Source organism: Niallia sp. FSL W8-1348 (genome assembly GCF_038006745.1).
GTDB classification, from domain to species: domain Bacteria; phylum Bacillota; class Bacilli; order Bacillales; family Cytobacillaceae; genus Niallia; species Niallia alba.
Map to the genome: position 1 here is coordinate 2,454,808 of NZ_JBBOVV010000001.1, position 17,365 is coordinate 2,472,172.

At 34.3% G+C, this 17,365-nt stretch carries 15 protein-coding genes; 11 read left to right on the plus strand and 4 right to left on the minus strand.

Annotated elements, in window-relative coordinates:
- Nucleotides 1-91 precede the first annotated feature (91 nt).
- The 7 genes from lacG (at nucleotide 92) to NST60_RS11845 (ending at nucleotide 5,842) form a co-directional block, all read left to right on the plus strand.
- Nucleotides 92-1,498 carry a 6-phospho-beta-galactosidase gene (gene lacG / locus NST60_RS11815; protein ID WP_002290548.1) on the plus strand — a complete coding sequence of 469 codons (1,407 nt, stop codon included), beginning with the start codon at nucleotides 92-94 and terminating at the stop codon, nucleotides 1,496-1,498.
- A 22-nt stretch (nucleotides 1,499-1,520) separates the two neighbouring features.
- Nucleotides 1,521-1,793: a DUF3884 family protein gene (locus NST60_RS11820; RefSeq protein WP_002305107.1), complete on the plus strand. Its 273-nt coding sequence runs from the start codon at nucleotides 1,521-1,523 to the stop codon at nucleotides 1,791-1,793.
- Between the two features lie 20 nt (nucleotides 1,794-1,813).
- Nucleotides 1,814-2,713: an aldose 1-epimerase family protein gene (locus NST60_RS11825; RefSeq protein WP_341098832.1), complete on the plus strand. Its 900-nt coding sequence runs from the start codon at nucleotides 1,814-1,816 to the stop codon at nucleotides 2,711-2,713.
- 388 nt (nucleotides 2,714-3,101) lie between these two features.
- A complete protein-coding gene (locus tag NST60_RS11830; protein WP_445304395.1) occupies nucleotides 3,102-3,674 on the plus strand; it encodes a zeta toxin family protein in 573 nt (190 codons plus the stop codon).
- Nucleotides 3,675-3,942: 268 nt separating this feature from the next.
- Nucleotides 3,943-5,105, plus strand: a protein-coding gene (locus NST60_RS11835; RefSeq protein ID WP_341098833.1) for an IS3 family transposase whose coding sequence is annotated in 2 segments (ribosomal slippage) — nucleotides 3,943-4,219 and nucleotides 4,219-5,105 — 1,164 coding nt in all. Because the reading frame shifts where the segments join, the coding sequence is not laid out codon by codon here.
- A gap of 102 nt (nucleotides 5,106-5,207) precedes the next feature.
- Entirely contained in the window at nucleotides 5,208-5,468 is a 261-nt protein-coding gene (locus NST60_RS11840; protein ID WP_341098834.1) for a hypothetical protein, read from the plus strand.
- Nucleotides 5,469-5,629: 161 nt separating this feature from the next.
- Nucleotides 5,630-5,842 carry a hypothetical protein gene (locus NST60_RS11845; protein WP_341098835.1) on the plus strand — a complete coding sequence of 71 codons (213 nt, stop codon included), beginning with the start codon at nucleotides 5,630-5,632 and terminating at the stop codon, nucleotides 5,840-5,842.
- A gap of 76 nt (nucleotides 5,843-5,918) precedes the next feature.
- Here the strand turns inward: NST60_RS11845 and xerS are convergent, their stop codons facing one another.
- The 4 genes from xerS to istA (NST60_RS11865) form a co-directional block, all read right to left on the minus strand.
- Nucleotides 5,919-7,025: a tyrosine recombinase XerS gene (gene xerS / locus NST60_RS11850; RefSeq protein ID WP_341098836.1), complete on the minus strand. Its 1,107-nt coding sequence runs from the start codon at nucleotides 7,023-7,025 to the stop codon at nucleotides 5,919-5,921.
- A 272-nt stretch (nucleotides 7,026-7,297) separates the two neighbouring features.
- Nucleotides 7,298-8,635, minus strand: coding sequence for an ISLre2 family transposase (locus tag NST60_RS11855; protein WP_100525934.1), 1,338 nt, complete (start codon nucleotides 8,633-8,635; stop codon nucleotides 7,298-7,300).
- A gap of 607 nt (nucleotides 8,636-9,242) precedes the next feature.
- Nucleotides 9,243-9,962, minus strand: coding sequence for an IS21-like element helper ATPase IstB (gene istB / locus NST60_RS11860; RefSeq protein ID WP_003320558.1), 720 nt, complete (start codon nucleotides 9,960-9,962; stop codon nucleotides 9,243-9,245).
- The gene (istA, locus tag NST60_RS11865) at nucleotides 9,959-11,458 is read right to left on the minus strand and encodes an IS21 family transposase (protein WP_012961019.1); all 1,500 of its coding nucleotides are present in this window, start codon (nucleotides 11,456-11,458) and stop codon (nucleotides 9,959-9,961) included. Before istA (NST60_RS11865) ends, istB (NST60_RS11860) begins: the two co-directional genes overlap by 4 nt.
- A gap of 323 nt (nucleotides 11,459-11,781) precedes the next feature.
- Here istA (NST60_RS11865) and NST60_RS11870 point away from each other — a divergent pair, with 323 nt between their 5' ends.
- The 4 genes from NST60_RS11870 (at nucleotide 11,782) to NST60_RS11885 (ending at nucleotide 17,365) form a co-directional block, all read left to right on the plus strand.
- Nucleotides 11,782-12,648 carry a hypothetical protein gene (locus tag NST60_RS11870; protein WP_341098837.1) on the plus strand — a complete coding sequence of 289 codons (867 nt, stop codon included), beginning with the start codon at nucleotides 11,782-11,784 and terminating at the stop codon, nucleotides 12,646-12,648.
- Nucleotides 12,649-12,765: 117 nt separating this feature from the next.
- On the plus strand, nucleotides 12,766-14,199 hold the full coding sequence (istA, locus tag NST60_RS11875) for an IS21 family transposase (RefSeq protein ID WP_016205473.1): 1,434 nt from the start codon (nucleotides 12,766-12,768) through the stop codon (nucleotides 14,197-14,199).
- Nucleotides 14,183-14,908 (plus strand): IS21-like element helper ATPase IstB, encoded by a 726-nt coding sequence (istB, locus tag NST60_RS11880; RefSeq protein WP_341098838.1) that lies wholly within the window; start codon nucleotides 14,183-14,185, stop codon nucleotides 14,906-14,908. Before istA (NST60_RS11875) ends, istB (NST60_RS11880) begins: the two co-directional genes overlap by 17 nt.
- 447 nt (nucleotides 14,909-15,355) lie before the next feature.
- Nucleotides 15,356-17,365: a DEAD/DEAH box helicase gene (locus NST60_RS11885; RefSeq protein ID WP_341098839.1), complete on the plus strand. Its 2,010-nt coding sequence runs from the start codon at nucleotides 15,356-15,358 to the stop codon at nucleotides 17,363-17,365.

A 17,365-nucleotide genomic window follows, 5' to 3' on the forward strand; every position in this document is an offset into this window, starting at 1 on the left:
GTTAACCATATCATTGCATTTCATTTCATTTCCTTGGTTTCCGGAACTCAGAATATCGTCTCAAATGCTTTTTTTGAAAGGATTTATAGTTATGACTAAAACACTTCCTAAAGATTTTATTTTTGGTGGTGCTACAGCTGCTTATCAAGCAGAAGGTGCGACTCACACGGATGGTAAAGGCCCAGTTGCATGGGATAAGTATCTTGAAGACAATTATTGGTACACAGCAGAGCCTGCAAGTGATTTTTACCATAAATATCCTGTTGATTTAGAATTAGCTGAAAAATATGGCGTTAATGGTATTCGTATTTCAATTGCCTGGTCTCGTATTTTCCCAACTGGCTATGGCGAAGTAAATGAAAAAGGTGTTGAATTCTACCATAATCTTTTTGCCGAGTGCCACAAACGTCATGTTGAGCCATTCGTGACTTTGCACCACTTTGACACACCAGAAGTTCTTCACTCAGATGGAGATTTCTTAAACCGCGAAAATATAGAACACTTTGTAGATTATGCCGCTTTCTGTTTTGAAGAGTTCCCAGAAGTAAACTACTGGACAACTTTCAATGAAATTGGCCCAATTGGAGATGGTCAATACTTGGTTGGTAAATTCCCTCCAGGCATTCAATATGATCTTGCCAAAGTCTTCCAATCACACCACAATATGATGGTTTCTCATGCACGTGCTGTGAAATTGTATAAAGATAAAGGTTATAAAGGCGAAATTGGTGTAGTACATGCGTTGCCAACCAAATACCCTTATGATCCAGAAAATCCAGCAGATGTTCGTGCCGCTGAGTTAGAAGATATCATCCATAACAAATTTATCTTGGATGCAACCTACCTTGGACACTATTCAGATAAAACGATGGAAGGGGTCAACCACATCCTAGCTGAAAATGGTGGAGAACTTGATCTTCGTGATGAAGACTTCCAAGCACTTGAAGCAGCTAAAGATTTGAACGATTTCCTTGGTATCAACTACTACATGAGTGATTGGATGCAAGCCTTTGATGGTGAGACTGAAATCATTCACAATGGTAAGGGTGAAAAAGGAAGTTCTAAGTACCAGATTAAAGGTGTTGGTCGCCGAATCGCACCAGATTATGTGCCTAGAACGGATTGGGACTGGATTATTTATCCTGAAGGCTTGTATGACCAAATCATGCGAGTGAAAAATGATTATCCAAACTACAAGAAGATTTACATCACTGAAAACGGTCTTGGATACAAAGATGAGTTTGTAGATAATACCGTTTATGATGATGGTCGTATTGATTACGTGAAGAAACACTTGGAAGTTTTATCAGACGCAATTGCGGATGGTGCAAATGTTAAAGGTTACTTCATCTGGTCACTTATGGATGTCTTCTCATGGTCAAACGGATACGAAAAACGTTATGGACTATTCTATGTAGACTTTGACACGCAAGAACGCTATCCTAAGAAATCAGCTCATTGGTATAAGAAAGTAGCAGAAACTCAAGTGATAGAGTAATATTACTTGAAAATGTAAAAAATTGTTATCCGATACTTTAGAAAAAGTACAACACTTATTTAGACCAGGCTTTGAAAAGGTATATATTGTTAGTTTCGAAGATTGTCCTATGATTCCTGAGCTTGAAGCTACCCCGTTGCTAAAATGTGGTAAATGGTATGTTTCAACTGGAAAAGAGTGGATTTGCCATTCTGATTTAGAGTTATCAGCATTTGAATGGGAATTTTTACAATCACTCGATGTAGAAATACGTGAGACTATTCACTTCGAGGTAAATTATTTGCCTTTCCAATAATAAAAAGAAAGGAATTAGTTGTGACTATCGAATTAAAAAACGAGTATCTTACTGTTCAGTTTAAAACACTTGGTGGTCAACTGACTTCGATTAAAGACAAGGATGGGATAGAGTATCTCTGGCAAGCTGATCCAAATTATTGGAATGGACAGGCGCCTATTCTATTTCCTATCTGTGGTAGTTTACGAAATGATTGGGCTATTTATAGACCTCAAGAAAGACCCTTTTTTACAGGTCTTATTCGTAGACATGGTTTTGTTCGAAAAGAAGAATTTATTCTGGAAGAAGTCAATGATAATAGCGTGACCTTTAGTATTAAACCGAATGCTGAGATGCTTGATAATTACCTATATCAGTTTGAACTGAGAGTTGTTTATACCTTGAATGGTAAATCAATTAGAACCGAATTTCAGGTAACGAACTTGGAAATGGAAAAAACAATGCCTTACTTTATTGGAGCCCATCCAGCATTCAATTGTCCTTTAGTAGAAGGTGAAAACTATGAGGATTATTATATTGAATTTAGTGAGGTTGAGTCTTGCTCGATACCAAAGAGTTTTCCTGAGACAGGATTATTAGATTTGCAAGATCGGACACCTTTTTTGGAAAATCAAAAGATTCTCGATTTGGACTACTCACTTTTTTCCCATGATGCCATTACATTTGACCAGCTCAAGTCTCGTAGCGTAACGCTTCGGTCAAGGAAGTCTGGTAAAGGTCTTCGAGTAGATTTTGATGATTTTCCGAACTTGATTCTGTGGTCTACAACTAATAAAAGTCCATTCATTGCTTTGGAACCTTGGAGTGGTCTCTCCACTTCACTTGAAGAAGGTAATTTCTTAGAAGATAAAAGACAGGTAACGAAAATTTCACCTCAAGAAACTTCTAGAAAAATCTATGATATTACTATCCTTAATTAAAATTTGTTATTATTTGAGTCTTCAATAAGATTTGAATACTCTTACCTTGTGATGATAGATTGGTCTTCTCCGTGCCAGTCTTACATCGCAAGGTTTTTAAGTTTTTTGTGGGTCTATGTCAACTGTAGTGGGTGACGAAAAGCTAATATCTAAAGACAGTCTGGTAGTAAAAAAATAAGATTATTTACTACTTCTTGATTTAAAATAATAGTGGAGCCATTAATTTGTGGCAAATTTAATTTAATATTTTGCCTCAAATTAGCCACACTTTTTATAGAACTAAGAGGAAAAATGAAGTTTTCTTCCTATTAATATAGTTGTTTGAAATCTTAAATATAGCGTTTTACGATGTAATGGGAAGTATGGTGAATAAATCAACTATGTTCGTATGACAGAAGCACTTATTAGCCGTTTAAGCGATCAAGGCTATAATTTAGTGATTGAAGGAACAGGACGAACAACAGACGTTCCTATTCAAACAGCCACAATGCTTCAATCTAAAGGTTATGAAACAAAAATGTACGTCACGGCAGTACCGAAAATTGAATCATACTTAGGAACGATTGAACGATATGAAACCATGTATGCAGATGATCCAATGACAGCTAGGGCAACACCAAAACAAGCGCATGATATTGTTGTCAAAAACTTGCCGACCAATTTAGAAACCCTTCATAAAACGGGCTTATTTAGCGATATAAGGCTTTACAATAGAGAAGGAGTGAAACTCTATTCAAGCTTAGAAACGCCTTCCATTAGTCCGAAAGAGACCTTAGAAAGAGAATTAAATCGTAAAGTATCAGGGAAAGAAATTCAACCGACTTTGGAGAGAATAGAGCAAAAAATGGTTCAAAATCAACACCAAGAAACCCCTGAATTTAAAGCAATTCAACAAAAAATGGAAAGCTTGCAGCCACCTACACCACCAATACCCAAAACACCTAAACTTCCAGGTATTTAAACCTTAAAAAAGGAAAAGAGTAGTTACCAAAAAACGGTAACTACTCTTTTTTTATAAAAACATTTCCTCATATGTTAAAAGCTGATCGAGAAATAAAGCACACAACGGTATTCTTTCTTTTTTCAGTTGGTACATTTTGCAGTCTGTAACGTGTCATTTACTGTTTGTTACCTTAACATATCCAGTCGAAAACTGGATAGGCTACAATTAACTAGACAGAAAAATTAAGGTGTGTAGACTAGAAGAAAATATACCAGGAGGAATTTTTATGTCTAAGAGAACACGAAGAACTTTTTCACAAGAATTCAAGCAACAAATCGTCAATCTTTACTTAGCTGGAAAGCCACGTGTAGAAATCATTCGAGAATATGAACTAACGGCTTCAGCATTTGACAAATGGGTAAAGCAATCTAAAACGAGTGGTTCATTCAAAGAAAAAGATAATCTTACGCCTGAACAAAAAGAATTGTTAGAACTACATAAAAGAAACCAGCAATTAGAAATGGAAAATGATATTTTAAAGCAAGCAGCGCTGATATTCGGACGAAGAGACAAGTAATCGATGCGAATAAGCATCTTTACCCTATATCAGCGATGTGCAGAATATTAGGTCTATCACGTCAGTCCTATTATTATCAATCAAAACCAAAGAAAGACGAATCAGAACTTGAAGAAGCAATCGCTGAAGAATTTATCCGCAGCCGAAAGGCCTACGGCTCAAGAAAAATAAAAAAAGCCTTATCAAAACGAGGCATTCAGATCAGCCGACGAAAAATTAGTAGAATCATGAAAAATAGAGGATTAAAATCGAGCTATACTGTTGCTTATTTTAAAGTACATCATTCTACTTGCAATGAAGCCAAAACGACAAACGTATTGAATCGTAAATTCTTAAGAGACAACCCATTAGAAGCGATCGTAACAGACTTGACTTATGTACGAGTCGGGAAAAAATGGAATTATGTCTGTTTCATTTTGGATCTGTTCAATCGAGAAATTCTCGGCTATTCTTGTGGAGAACATAAAGATGCCGTTCTAGTAAAAAAAGCATTTAGCCGTATCAAACAACCTCTGACAGAGGTTGAGATTTTTCATACTGATCGTGGAAAAGAGTTTGATAACCAAGCTATTGATGAATTATTAACAACTTTTGACATCAATCGATCATTGAGTCATAAAGGCTGTCCTTTTGATAATGCCGTAGCTGAATCAACTTATAAGTCGCTGAAAGTAGAATTTGTCTATCAATACACATTTGAAACCTTACAACAATTGGATTTGGAGTTATTTGACTATGTCAATTGGTGGAACCACCTTCGGTTGCACGGTACACTTGGCTACGAGACACCGGTTGGTTACCGTAACCAGAGATTGGCGCAGCGAATCCTTGATAATGAGCTCGGATGTGCTAACGCTAGCGAGGCAGTCTAACTTTAACTGTTAGCTCCTGCCGAAGATCGTCACATCCGAGGAGGCTCATTGTCAAGGACAATCGGAATAGCATACGGAAAGAAGTTCTGCACCTTATAAAATTTGTCAAAAAAACTGTTGCCATTCCATGGAGCCAATAAGTTTGCTAAACATCACGGAATCAAATTGATTATTGGAAATGAAGATTCTTTACTTGCCGCAACAATTCAGAAGCGCTTAGAGGTGGTACTACCTGACGAATCAGTCATTGGTGAACCTTTTTATTGCTTAAAGGAAAAAGGGGAAAGTGGACAGATAACTGGTACATTATATTCGAAATATAGATGCAAATGGTATACCGTTTTTGATTTTGTATTTTTCTAAAAAGAAGCAGAAGAGAGTGGTACAAATTTAAATTCAGTCATAAGAGGTATAGATAAAGAACATCTTACAATACTATGTGATTATAGCGACAACATAGGGTTAAATTTGGCTATAAAACAGATGTACTTAGAGTAGAATCTAAACTAAAAAAGACGTTTCAATTGAAACGCCTCTTGTTTAATATTCATAGTAATAACTTAAAATGTGATTTTAAAATTAATATTGAGAATGCAGCTAAAAAATCAGATTTGATTGGAGATAAAAACAACCCTAACAAAGATCTTAACCCAATTTCATTAATTGTTATGGCTAAAGATAAAATTAACAAAGATTTAGGTTTAGTAATTAAGGTTCTAACCGTACAGCAGAAGTGAGATATTTATAATACATAAATATTACAAATGATTAAACAAAAGGGAGCATAAATTTTTGACTTTAATGCTTCCTTTTTTATTTTTTTCTCCTTTGGTCAAGTCGTTCTGCAGCAAGCTTAGCTTTTTCTCTAGATGTATTGATATAAAGTAAGGATATATCAGATTGAGTATGCCCCAATTGGTTCATAATAAGTGGAATGTCTCCTCCTGTTTGTTCAGCTAAATTAGTAGCGTAAGTATGTCTTAATTTATGGGGGGCCATTCGTTTATCAAATGATTTGGTATACTTATAAACTATATTCTCAACAGCACGAGCAGTAAGAGGGAGTGTATCTCCTTTATATTGTTTAACAAATAGATACTGACTGTCCTCATTTCCTGCTTTATACCTTTCAGTTCTAATAGTTAGATAATCTAATATATCTAACATCGAAGAAGGAGTAACTGGAATAGTATCTTTCTTGCCACCTTTTCTAATAATACTTATTTCGTTATTTTTACTATCTATATCTTTAAGACGTAATTCTATCAATTCATTTACTCTAATTCCGCTACCCAAAAATAATGAAATGATAGCAAAATTTCGTTCCTTATCACGTTTAAAGAACTTTAATTCCGAAGCCGAAAGAGTGTTTTCATATTCGTTTTTTATATACTCCAAAAAATCGAGATCTTCATTTCCAATAAAAATCTTCTCAGAAATCTTTCGTGCTCTTTCGTTAAAAGTTTCCGAAACTTTTTTAATCGGAATTTTTTTCATTACATTTCGATGAAAATAAGGTTCTCCTTGTGTTCCTGGAACTTCTGCTTCTATAGTCAAATAATTAAAAAGCGAACGAAGGGAGGACTTATGCCTATTAACTGTTTTTGAACTTATTTTATGAGATTCATTTGCTTTCTCATACTTTTTCCGACCGACATATTTAAAATAATCTTGTGCATCAGATAAGGGTAGGGATCCTAATATGCCTACTGGAAATGTTTTCAAACTAGACCATTTGACTCTTTCATCAGCCATTAACCAAGATAAAAATTCCTTATAATCTCTAACATAATTGAATAGAGTAAGAGGGGAGCGATTATCCATTTTGGCCTCTACATATTCATTTATAAAGTCTGGCATTTCCTTTAGAAGTTCCTCTAGTCGCTTTTCATAATATTCATGTTGTTTTGTTATAGCCAATTCGTTTCACCTCACAATAAGAACATTTGTTAATACATATAAACATTTAATTAATGGCTAATCATAAACGTCTAAAACCTTGGTATATAGGGATTAGACGATTTTATTATTATACCATATTTAAGGTTAAGAAGGATTAGCGCTAGTTTTATCAGATTGAGTCAAGTTTTTGTGGGAGTTTTTTTAGCTCCCTTTTTTATAAAGTAAAACCTCTAAGTTTGTATCCGCTTTCCAATTGGTTTTGTTCTTCCAACTGTTGATTCTCTCATTTTTTAAAAACCTTTTAATCCCTGTAAGGCAAAGTGAACGGGTTTTCCAATCGCTTGATTTAAGTATGGCATGTTCTGACGCACGGTTTCTGTTACTAATTTTGTGGGTATTTTTCTTTTCGGTCGATGCTCTTTCTTTGATTTTTCCGTGGCTTTTTCCCATTTTCCATATATCGTTTGGATAGATAGATCATCCTTCAACCCAATCCACAAACGTGCCATGCTCATGACGCCTTTTTTGCTCCATGCTCTTCCATTTTTTAATCGTTTGGCTAATTGATTCATCATTGCTTCTGCACTTCCCATTGGACGATACGCTGTCGTGTCCACGCCTTTCTCCTGTAACCAACTACGGTAATCTTTTATGGTTTCCTGATGATGCGTTAAAAAGCCGAGGAAATGTGCTAGTTTTTCTTCTTCTTCTGGTGTATCCATTGTTCCTACTGCGCTATTCAACTCTAGAAGTAATGTTTCTACCTGGTAGTTTTTTAACGCTCTTTTCATGTAGCGGTATCGAGGATGGCTCTTCATTAGTTGCTTCATCGAACGAGCGACATGAAAACGGTCCATGGTGAAAAAGGCGCGTTCCCGAAAATACTCCCGACATGCCGTTATCCAGCCTGCTCCATCGCCATTAATAATAAGCAAGGTTTGGGTTGGATCATACGCATAATGATTCTGTAAGAATGTTTCAAAAGCTTCCCAAAAGGGTTCTTTTTCTTCATAGAGAAAATGCCTTTTATTTCGGAGCCTGACTCGCTTTCCGTTTTCTTTCCATCCCTCATGTACAGCGGCGAATTTCAACTCCCATCCACGCTTTTTCTTTTCTTGACTCTTCACATATAATCCATCTACTTCGACAAACAACACCTTTTGAAAAGGACGTTTTTCCTTAGCGGGAAGTACGCTTGTATGAAGAAGATGTTGCCGTAATGCTTCGTGGCTCATCGCCGAATAGCCTAAAAATTGTTCGAACGTTTCCACCGCCTTTCGATAGGAGGAACCATTTGTCGCTAATTCTAGCCCCCATTCTTCTAATAGTGGACTAAACCCTTTATTCCCTTGAAACTGTAAATAATGATCTAACAGACAAATATATTTTTTGGTTACACGATCGAAATAATAATTACGCTTCAGCTCCACTGCTCCAAACGCTGTATCTACTCGTATTTCTCGTTTATCTCGTAAAGCAAATCTTCTTTTGTCTCGTTGCTGAGCAATCTCTAGATCCCAATTTTCTAATGTTTGAACAAGGATTTCTTGAAAGGTCATTTGTAGTGTTCGAAATAAAGTTTTTTCCAATTCTTTTAATGATGGCATTTTTGTGTTACATTGATTCATGAGAGCCTCTCCTTTTCGTAGTATTCTAGTCAAACTCTACTTTACAAAAGGAAGCTCTCTTTTTTAATACTTAATTTTTTCCAGCTACCGCGCTTTCGCTTGGTGGCCTTTTTGTCTAGTTGGGGGACTCGTCCCCCAACTAGACAAAAAGGATATTTATTCTCCCACAAACATTTTACTCATACGTTTTATAAGTAATGCTTGTTGAAGCTTAAAGAAAGAGAATAAGAGGGATAGTATATTGAATGAAGAAATTGAATTCACAGTAATTGAAGAATAAATAAATGTGTTAACTTTTTAGAAAGGGCAGAAAACATTTGGGATTAGTTATTAAGAAATTAGAGAATATTACACCCATATACATATACATTAATAATTAAAAAATGGTTATAACCTCTCAAAAAAATAACTATGTGGTATAATTTAGCAGAATACACAATAATTCGACAATTTTTAAATAATCTTGAAATTGGAGATGTGAACATGAATACTAAATCAAAAAAGAGAAAAAGAAATGGTGCCAAATATATTCCTCAATTAAATGTATTTGGCAATTAAAAAATGTACCAAATGGCAATTAAATATGCATGCCACTTGTCACTTCAAATTATTGATGCAATAAAGACTCTTTATAACGAAAACTATCTCCTTTAAAAACAAGTAAATGAGAATGGTGAATCAGGCGGTCAATGACAGCTTCTGTTAGAATCGGGTCGCCAAAAACATGATTCCATTGACCGAATTGAAGATTGGTTGTAATCACTATACTTCGGTTTTCATAACACATAGAAATCACTTGAAATAAAAGCTCTGCTCCTTCTTTGTTTAACGGAATATAGCCGAGCTCATCAAGTATTAAAAGGTCTAGCTTTTCGATTTGTTTCATCAGCTTTGGTAGAGTGTTTTTCTGGTTTGCTTCAATTAGTTTATTAACCAAGCCTGCCACTGTATAGAACTTTACCTGGCTGCCAAATCTATGTATGGCATTTAAGGATAGTAATGTTGCCAAATAAGTCTTTCCTGTACCGACACCACCGTATAAAATAAGGTTTTCCCTCTCCTTAATAAAGTCACCATTAATGACAGCTGTACGTTCAATTCCTTGTGGAATTTGTATATGTTCCCATTGGAAAGGCGTAGAACCTGTCTTCGGTAGCTGAGCTTGACTTAGTAATAAATTAACTTTTCTTTCTTCCCGATTTTGGACTTCCTTTTCAAAAAGCTTTAATAGGTACTCTTCATTTGTTTCTGCTTCTATTTGATTAAAATTCTCTCTAATCCAACTTAACTTTAGTCGCTTTGCGTAGGCTTGTATTTGCTCGTTCATTCACTCGTACCCCCTTGAAAAAAAGCATCGTAATGAGAAAGCCCACGAGTTGCGCTAGGTACTGTTGGAACATTAAGACGAGGAGTAATCGCCTCATAAGATGTACCTTGATTTAGTAGAGAATAGAAACAATGCTTGATTTGATCCGCACTAGGATGACCATGTGAAGAAGCTAACTCTAATGCCTCATTCAATAAAGTAAAATCATCATTTTTTAAGAGCGTAGCTAAAAGACGTAAAACTTCTTTCTGCTCTTCTTCTGTACAATCTCTTAAAAAGTTGGACCATTCAAGAGGAAATTGGTCATATAAACTAGAATATTTAATTGCCTTTGGACGTTTTGATAGTAAGTGTAAATATGGTTGCCAGTTCATCGACCTTCTTTTTACTCCATATAAACGAGAATGCTTTACAATAACCTGACGTTCTTCGTTCAATACAATAATAGAGTTATAGGTTACACAAATATTTATGCGCTGCTTGGCAAATCTAGGCGACGTTGAATATTCCTTGTTATCGATGTTTATAATCCCGTATTTATCTGCCTTCACTTCCTGATAACGCACACATTCAAACTTCTTCTCAGGAAGGATAAGCCATTCCTTTTTGTCTTCCTTATATAACTCTGATTGAAGCGTTTCTTTTAAGTAGTGTGGACGATTTCGGTCTTCCTCTGCGCATTGCCAAAGTGTTTCATTAAATTGGTCGAGATCCACTATGGTGCACTCGGGTAAGAAGAAGTTATTTCGAACATATTTCACCATTGCTTCAACGTGTCCTTTTTCATTCCCCTTCCCAGGATTACAAAATTCGTAACTGAACCCATAGTGTAAGACAAAACGTTCAAATGTATCAGTGAGTTCACGTTCACCCTTACCTTTTATCTTTTTCACGGCGGGGGATAAGTTATCGAATCGTATCGTTGTCGGCACACCACCCATATAGTGAAACATACGTTGTAGGCCCTCTAGTAAACACTCAGTGTTTTCCGAAGGAAATACCTGAAACAGGAATGAATTACTGTACGGAAATGACATCACTAAATACGGTAGGTCTATTATCTCTGATTCATATAAGAAGGGTGCTGTACCAAAATCAACTTGTGCTGTTCCTGGTATGGATTCAAGAGGTAATGAAGCTCCTTCTATATATTCTTTTAGCTCTTTCTTCCTTCTTGAAACATAGTCACGAACTGTACGTGCAGAACCTTCGAAGCTATGAAACTTAACTAACTGCTCGTACATTCTTTTGGCAGTTCTATGATTCTTCTTTTTCTTTTTTAAGTCTTCTCGAATCCACTTATCTAAAATAGGCTTCACTGGATCCATCACTCTAGAGCTTCTTTTCTGTGGTTTTTTTACTGGAAACTCTTCTTGATTCGCGTACTTAGAAACTGTACGAGGATCCAGTTCCATCTTTCTTGCCACACTGGAATAAGTTCCACCTTTTTGATTCACTTCATGTCTGATATAATCAATTTGTGCCACTGCTAACATCTCCTAATAGCCTCCTGTTAAACGTTGTTGGTCCAACGAGGAGTTTAAAGTTATTATGAGAAGTTGACAAGTGGTTTTTTTAATTTGTGTAGGGCCCGGAGGGCCCTACACAAATTAACTGCCATTCCCTACATATTTAGTTTGCCATAAACAAATTAAATAAATTTAAAAATATATTTCAAGGAATTTCATATAATAAAGTTAATTTAGCAAATAGTGAATTAATTAACTTTGTAAATGGTCTTTATAGTATTCCAATTTACAGAAAATTAATAGCAGGAAATCCTTTTCCAAAGGAATTATCTCAGTTAGGGAAAGCGAAAATGTTATATGTCTCTAATGATATTGGTAGGGAATTATATTGGAACGCATTAATAGTTTGTCAATATAAAAGCGAAATAAATAAATTTTTAATTCTTAAAGATAAATTTAATAAAAATTTGCTGGAAAGTAAATTTGACTTAGCTAGAGATATATTAACAGAGATTCAAAGTGATTTTGGTTATTCTAATTGGTTAATTGAGAATAGGATTGCATTACTTGAAGAGATGGAGGGCTATGAAAAACAAAAAGAATTTGTAAACAGCATTACTAAAAATAAAGATATTGAACCTATAGTTGTTTTTCTAACTAGTTATTTTAGTATTAGAGCAGAAAAAAATGTATCACCAAATAAATACAATTCTAGAATTGAAGAAGTAAAAAAAGAATTTATTGAAGGAAATTCAGAAGCGGAGTATTTAATAAATCTTTCAGAATACATGCAGTTTAAACTAAATTTAAACAATATAGAATATTATAAATATAATGTTATTCTTTCATATGAAAGTAAAATGTCATTAATAGATAGGTATATGACTTTAATAAAAATTTGTAGTCATATTTCTTCAAATACAGAAAAAAAAGAAGAAATTTCTTTAATAAGAGATTCCATTAAATTATTGGATAATGCAATTAGTGATACAATTTTATCAAGTCTATCACTAAGACTAGGTTGCTACGAAAACGTTATAAACGACAACTCTAAAGATATCATAGCAGTGATAGAAAAATATACCATAGGTGACTATAAAGGGTGTATATCTCTATCAGAAAAGTTATTAAATCAATCACCATTTTTAGTAGATATTTATGATGTTTATGTTAAATCACTAATAAGATGTTTATTGCAAAATAAAAGTGCAGACTAGTGCAACGTATTTGTACAGAGTCTAGCACTTTTTTAGTGCCACAAAAAAAGACTTGCCAGCCACCCCAAGTCACTCTACTGTAAAGGTGTCGAATCTCATCAGTGGAGGAATGAAAGGATGCTAGCAATGTCTGAAGTTAATTGTATCAAAACTTTAAGAAACGAAAAAGGACTATCTATTAGCCAAATTGCGGATACATTAGATATAAATTGGAGAACAGCAAAGAAATATGGGGATGGGGATCAACTTCCTCAAGAGAAAACATTTCTAAAAAAAGGAATGATGTATGAAGAACGTTGGGGAGAAATAGTTCTAGATTGGTTAGAAGAGGATTCGAAGGTGAAGAAAAAACTAAGGCGAACAAATAAGCAAATGCATGAGGAACTAGTAGCATTAGGGTTTCCAGGGTCTTATCGAACAGTCTGCGACTTTATTGCAAATTGTAAAGCTGCAAGGGATGACGAACAATCGAAAGGATACGAACGATTAGCTCATCCAGAGGGTGAAGCTCAAGTGGATTTTGGTGTAATGGAGGCTGTACATGAAGGTGAAATCGTTGATGTACATGCATTAATTATGTCATTCCCAGCAAGTAATACCGGTTTTGTAGTACCTCTTCCCTCTGAAAATCAAGAGTGCTTTCTAAGTGGTCTAAAGCTACTATTTAAACAAGCTGGAGGTATTCCGTTAAGCATTCGAATTGATAACTTAACACCTGCGGTTAAAAAGGTACGTGGATCTGAAGGCGAGGCACAATTAACAGATGAATTCATGGCATTTAAAAATCATTATGGATTTAAAGTACAGGTATGTAATCCACGAAGTGGCCATGAAAAAGGGAATGTCGAAAGAAAAGTCGGCTATGTACGGTATAACTTTTTTAGTGTACCACCTGTTATCAAGGATTTTGATGACCTGACGGAACAACTCTATCAAAAGTTTTTAATAGATAGAAAGAGAATGCACTACCGAAAAGAAGCTATAATCGAAGACCTTTGGGCATGCGAACAAAAGCAATTGCTTAAATTACCAGATAATGATTATTCAGTATTTAAACAAACGACAATCAAATTTAATAAATACAATGAGTTCAAATTAGATCAACATCTTATTCATGTACCAAAAGCAAAGAACTATAGTCAGCTGTATTGCATCACATTTTGGAATGAATTTAAGGTTATTACCAACGAAGGTGAAGTACTATTAAGCGATGCAAGACCCTATATGAGAAAACGTAGATTAATTCCCTGGAAAGATATCTTAAAAGATTGGGTTTATAAACCACGAGTGGTCGGACATTCACGCTATCGTGAGTATTTACCTGCAAGAGTACGTGAATACTTACTAACACCCTCTCTGTCTCTAAGAAAACAACGTATCAATGAAATTATTACGTTATTAGTACAGTATGATATGAAAGGAATCAATGAACAGTTCTACGAACTGATTTCAAAGAATGATGAAGTTGTATCAAATCCTTACGATGTCGAGTGGTCACAGTATGATGCATTACAACCGATTGGAGGTGAGAATCATGAAGGAAACCATTGATCAATTATGTAAGCAACTACGTCTAGCTCATATAGCAGAAGGATTTGAAGATGTTCCCTTTACAACGCCAAATGAATTCGTCCACCAATTATTATTAAAGGAACGTGATGGACGAGAGCAAGCCAGAGCAGCAAGAAATATTAAAAAAGCACGCTTTCTAGATTATAAAGTTTTAGAGAATTATGAATGGCATAAGGATATCAGTTTACCGCACCATCTGAGTAAAGAAGAATTGATGAATTTAGATTTTATTAAACGAAAAGAAGATGTAATTTTGGTTGGATCTCCTGGTACAGGGAAAACACATTTAGCCTCAGCTTTAGGAAGACGAGCATGTGAAAGAGGATTTGAAGTACGTTTTTATCGTGTATCTCATCTAGTAGAGGAACTAGAATCTGCACTGGCCAATGGCCGATTAACAAGCTTTCGAAAAAAACTAGAGAAAGTTGATTTAATCATTTTAGATGAAATGGGTTATCTCCCATTTGGAAAAGATGGTGCAGAGCTACTTTTCCAAATAATCTCAGAGTGTTATGAACAAAAAAGTTTGATTATCACATCAAATCTTGAATTTAGCCAGTGGAATCGTGTTTTCTCCGATTCGCGACTGACAGCTGCGTTAGTAGATCGCTTGATTCATCATGCACATATTATCTCATACACAGGATCAAGTTTTCGATTAGCGAACGCACTTTCAAAAAAATTGTAAATATATTGGGTGGCAACACTCTGCATTTCTCGTTGCAAATCTCTGGACTTTTCTCTTGCAAAATACACTTTAATCACTTTACTTTATTCTAAAACTATTAAATTATTGATTTGTTTCTAATTTTATAAAATGTATTATTTATAGGAGCTATTTACAAACTTTACATGTAATAATCTTAACAGTAATATTAACAAAATATGAGAAAAATCTCCTTTAGGTTATATACTATACCTTGATAAAAATAAAAAGAATTACACATAAAGTCATCAATATAAAATCTGGCTGAACAAACAACTGGGTAAAGCAGCAGTTACTAGCCACAAATATACAGAACCAGCAATTATATGGTTTTGAATAAATACTCTTGGGCATTCATATAGAAAAAGTATATTAAACTGTTTAGCAATGATATATTAAATATAAGAAAAAGTAAAAGGATGAAAATAAATGGAAAGTAGCTATTTTTTTGAACACTTGGATACAGATACGGAAAGTAATTCTAAAGTAAAATTAATAATAAGTAGTCTGAAAAAATTTGCTGAACAAGAGAAAAGGCAAGTATATATAATAAATAAGCCTGTTGGTGAAAGAAAATACCAATATTCTTACAAAGAAGCCATTTTAATTCTTATTCCTAATGTGAAGCTATTATTAATAAATGTAGGAAGTGATACTAGTTCATTCGAAGATTTTTCTGAAGACTTTATTGAAGATCTTGGATACATATCAGATAAATACAATTATAAAAGCTTTTTAGGTAGACCAAGAAAATGGAGAGACGAACTTATAAAGGATGTTAAATTTGATTCTAATGATGATATTTTAACAGTTATAAAGGATAATACTTTATCTGGATTAAATGCTCGTAAAGGAGAGTTAATAATATCTTTACTAACAGGGAGTATAAATGATATTGACCGCGTTGACGGTGAACTCCCTACCAATTCGTTAGAGCAAATAAAGAAAAATATTATCTTATTTGACGGTGAACAAACTAGATTTATTTATAAACAACCGGATAAAAAAATAGTAACAATTCAGGGACTAGCAGGGACAGGTAAAACAGAATTGCTCTTACATAAACTCAAGGATATATACATAAATGAGGAAAATTCAAAAATCTTTTTTACTTGTTTCAGTAAAATATTGGCAAAAAGTTTGAAGGAAAGAATTCCAAACTTTTTCGATTTTATGAAAGTAGAAGAGCAAATTAAATGGAATGAGCGACTTTGGGTTGAAAGAAGCTGGGGTTCTCAAGTAGATAGAAATTCTGGCTTATATAGTTTTATTTGTAGTCACTATCATATTCCTTTTCAGAGATACAGTTGGGCAGTATCTTTTGAATCAGTATGTAAAAATGCTTTAGAAAAACTTAATCAACTTGAATTAGAAGGGACATTTGAACCATACTTTGATTATATTCTAATTGATGAGAGTCAGGATTTTAATGAAGCATTTTTTGAACTATGTGAAAAAGTAACAAAAAAACAAGTTTATATAGCTGGGGATATTTTTCAAAGTATTTATTACTATAATGAAAATACTGAAATTAAGCCTGATTTTCTATTAAACCGAGTTTATAGAACTGATCCTAAAACTTTGATGTTCGCTCATGCAATAGGATTTGGACTATTAGAGCGACCTGTTGTTAGGTGGTTAAGTGATGATGAGTGGGAGGCTTGTGGCTATACAATAGAAAAAGAAGGGGAGTATTACAGTTTATCAAGAGAACCATTAAAAAGGTTTGAGAACATTGATGAAAATATTACTAGCCTTAAAGTTGGAGTTGCTGATAATGGTAAGTATTTAGAAAATGTTTTGTCGGCAATACAAGATATTCGAGAAAAGAATCCTACTGTTGAACCTGGAGATATTGGTATCGTATTTCTTGAGGGTGATAACTCAAATTATAATCTTGCAGAGCAACTAATTATTAAAGTTGATCAATTGTTTGGTTGGTCTTCTATTAAGGGTTATGAAGTGAAAACTAAGACGAATGATGCCTTATTTATTAGTAATCGAAATAATATCAAAGGGCTAGAGTTCCCTTTCATTATCTGTATAACAACCTCAGCGCTAAATAGCAATACGACTATTAGGAATTCATTGTATATGATGCTCACAAGGTCATTTATTACAAGTTATTTAATTCTTTCAGAGGAAAATGGCGATCTTAATGAAGAAATTAATCGCTCAGTTAATGAACTAATTGATACAGGAAAACTAAAAGTTAAAAAACCTGAACCAAATGAAATAATGGACAAATCGAAACTAATGCTTGAAGCAACTATAAATAAATCTCAATATGAAATTGTTGAGGAGATTTTGCAGACGTTTCAGATTCAAGACCTTAGAATTAAAGAACAAATTCATAGGGTAGTTCACGTTATGTTACAAGACAGTGTGGATGTAGATAAAATTTATGCAGTAATAAGTAAAAACATTGAATTGATTTAG

Excerpts from the sequence above, each read along its gene's own strand:
- NST60_RS11870 (WP_341098837.1), top strand. The coding sequence starts at position 11,782 with ATGTTATATGTCTCTAATGATATTGGTAGGGAATTATATTGGAACGCA.
- lacG (WP_002290548.1), top strand. The coding sequence starts at position 92 with ATGACTAAAACACTTCCTAAAGATTTTATTTTTGGTGGTGCTACAGCT.
- istA (WP_012961019.1), bottom strand. The coding sequence starts at position 11,458 with ATGTTAGCAGTGGCACAAATTGATTATATCAGACATGAAGTGAATCAA.
- istA (WP_016205473.1), top strand. The coding sequence starts at position 12,766 with ATGCTAGCAATGTCTGAAGTTAATTGTATCAAAACTTTAAGAAACGAA.
- NST60_RS11885 (WP_341098839.1), top strand. The coding sequence starts at position 15,356 with ATGGAAAGTAGCTATTTTTTTGAACACTTGGATACAGATACGGAAAGT.
- NST60_RS11855 (WP_100525934.1), bottom strand. The coding sequence starts at position 8,635 with ATGAATCAATGTAACACAAAAATGCCATCATTAAAAGAATTGGAAAAA.
- istB (WP_003320558.1), bottom strand. The coding sequence starts at position 9,962 with ATGAACGAGCAAATACAAGCCTACGCAAAGCGACTAAAGTTAAGTTGG.
- istB (WP_341098838.1), top strand. The coding sequence starts at position 14,183 with ATGAAGGAAACCATTGATCAATTATGTAAGCAACTACGTCTAGCTCAT.
- NST60_RS11830 (WP_445304395.1), top strand. The coding sequence starts at position 3,102 with ATGACAGAAGCACTTATTAGCCGTTTAAGCGATCAAGGCTATAATTTA.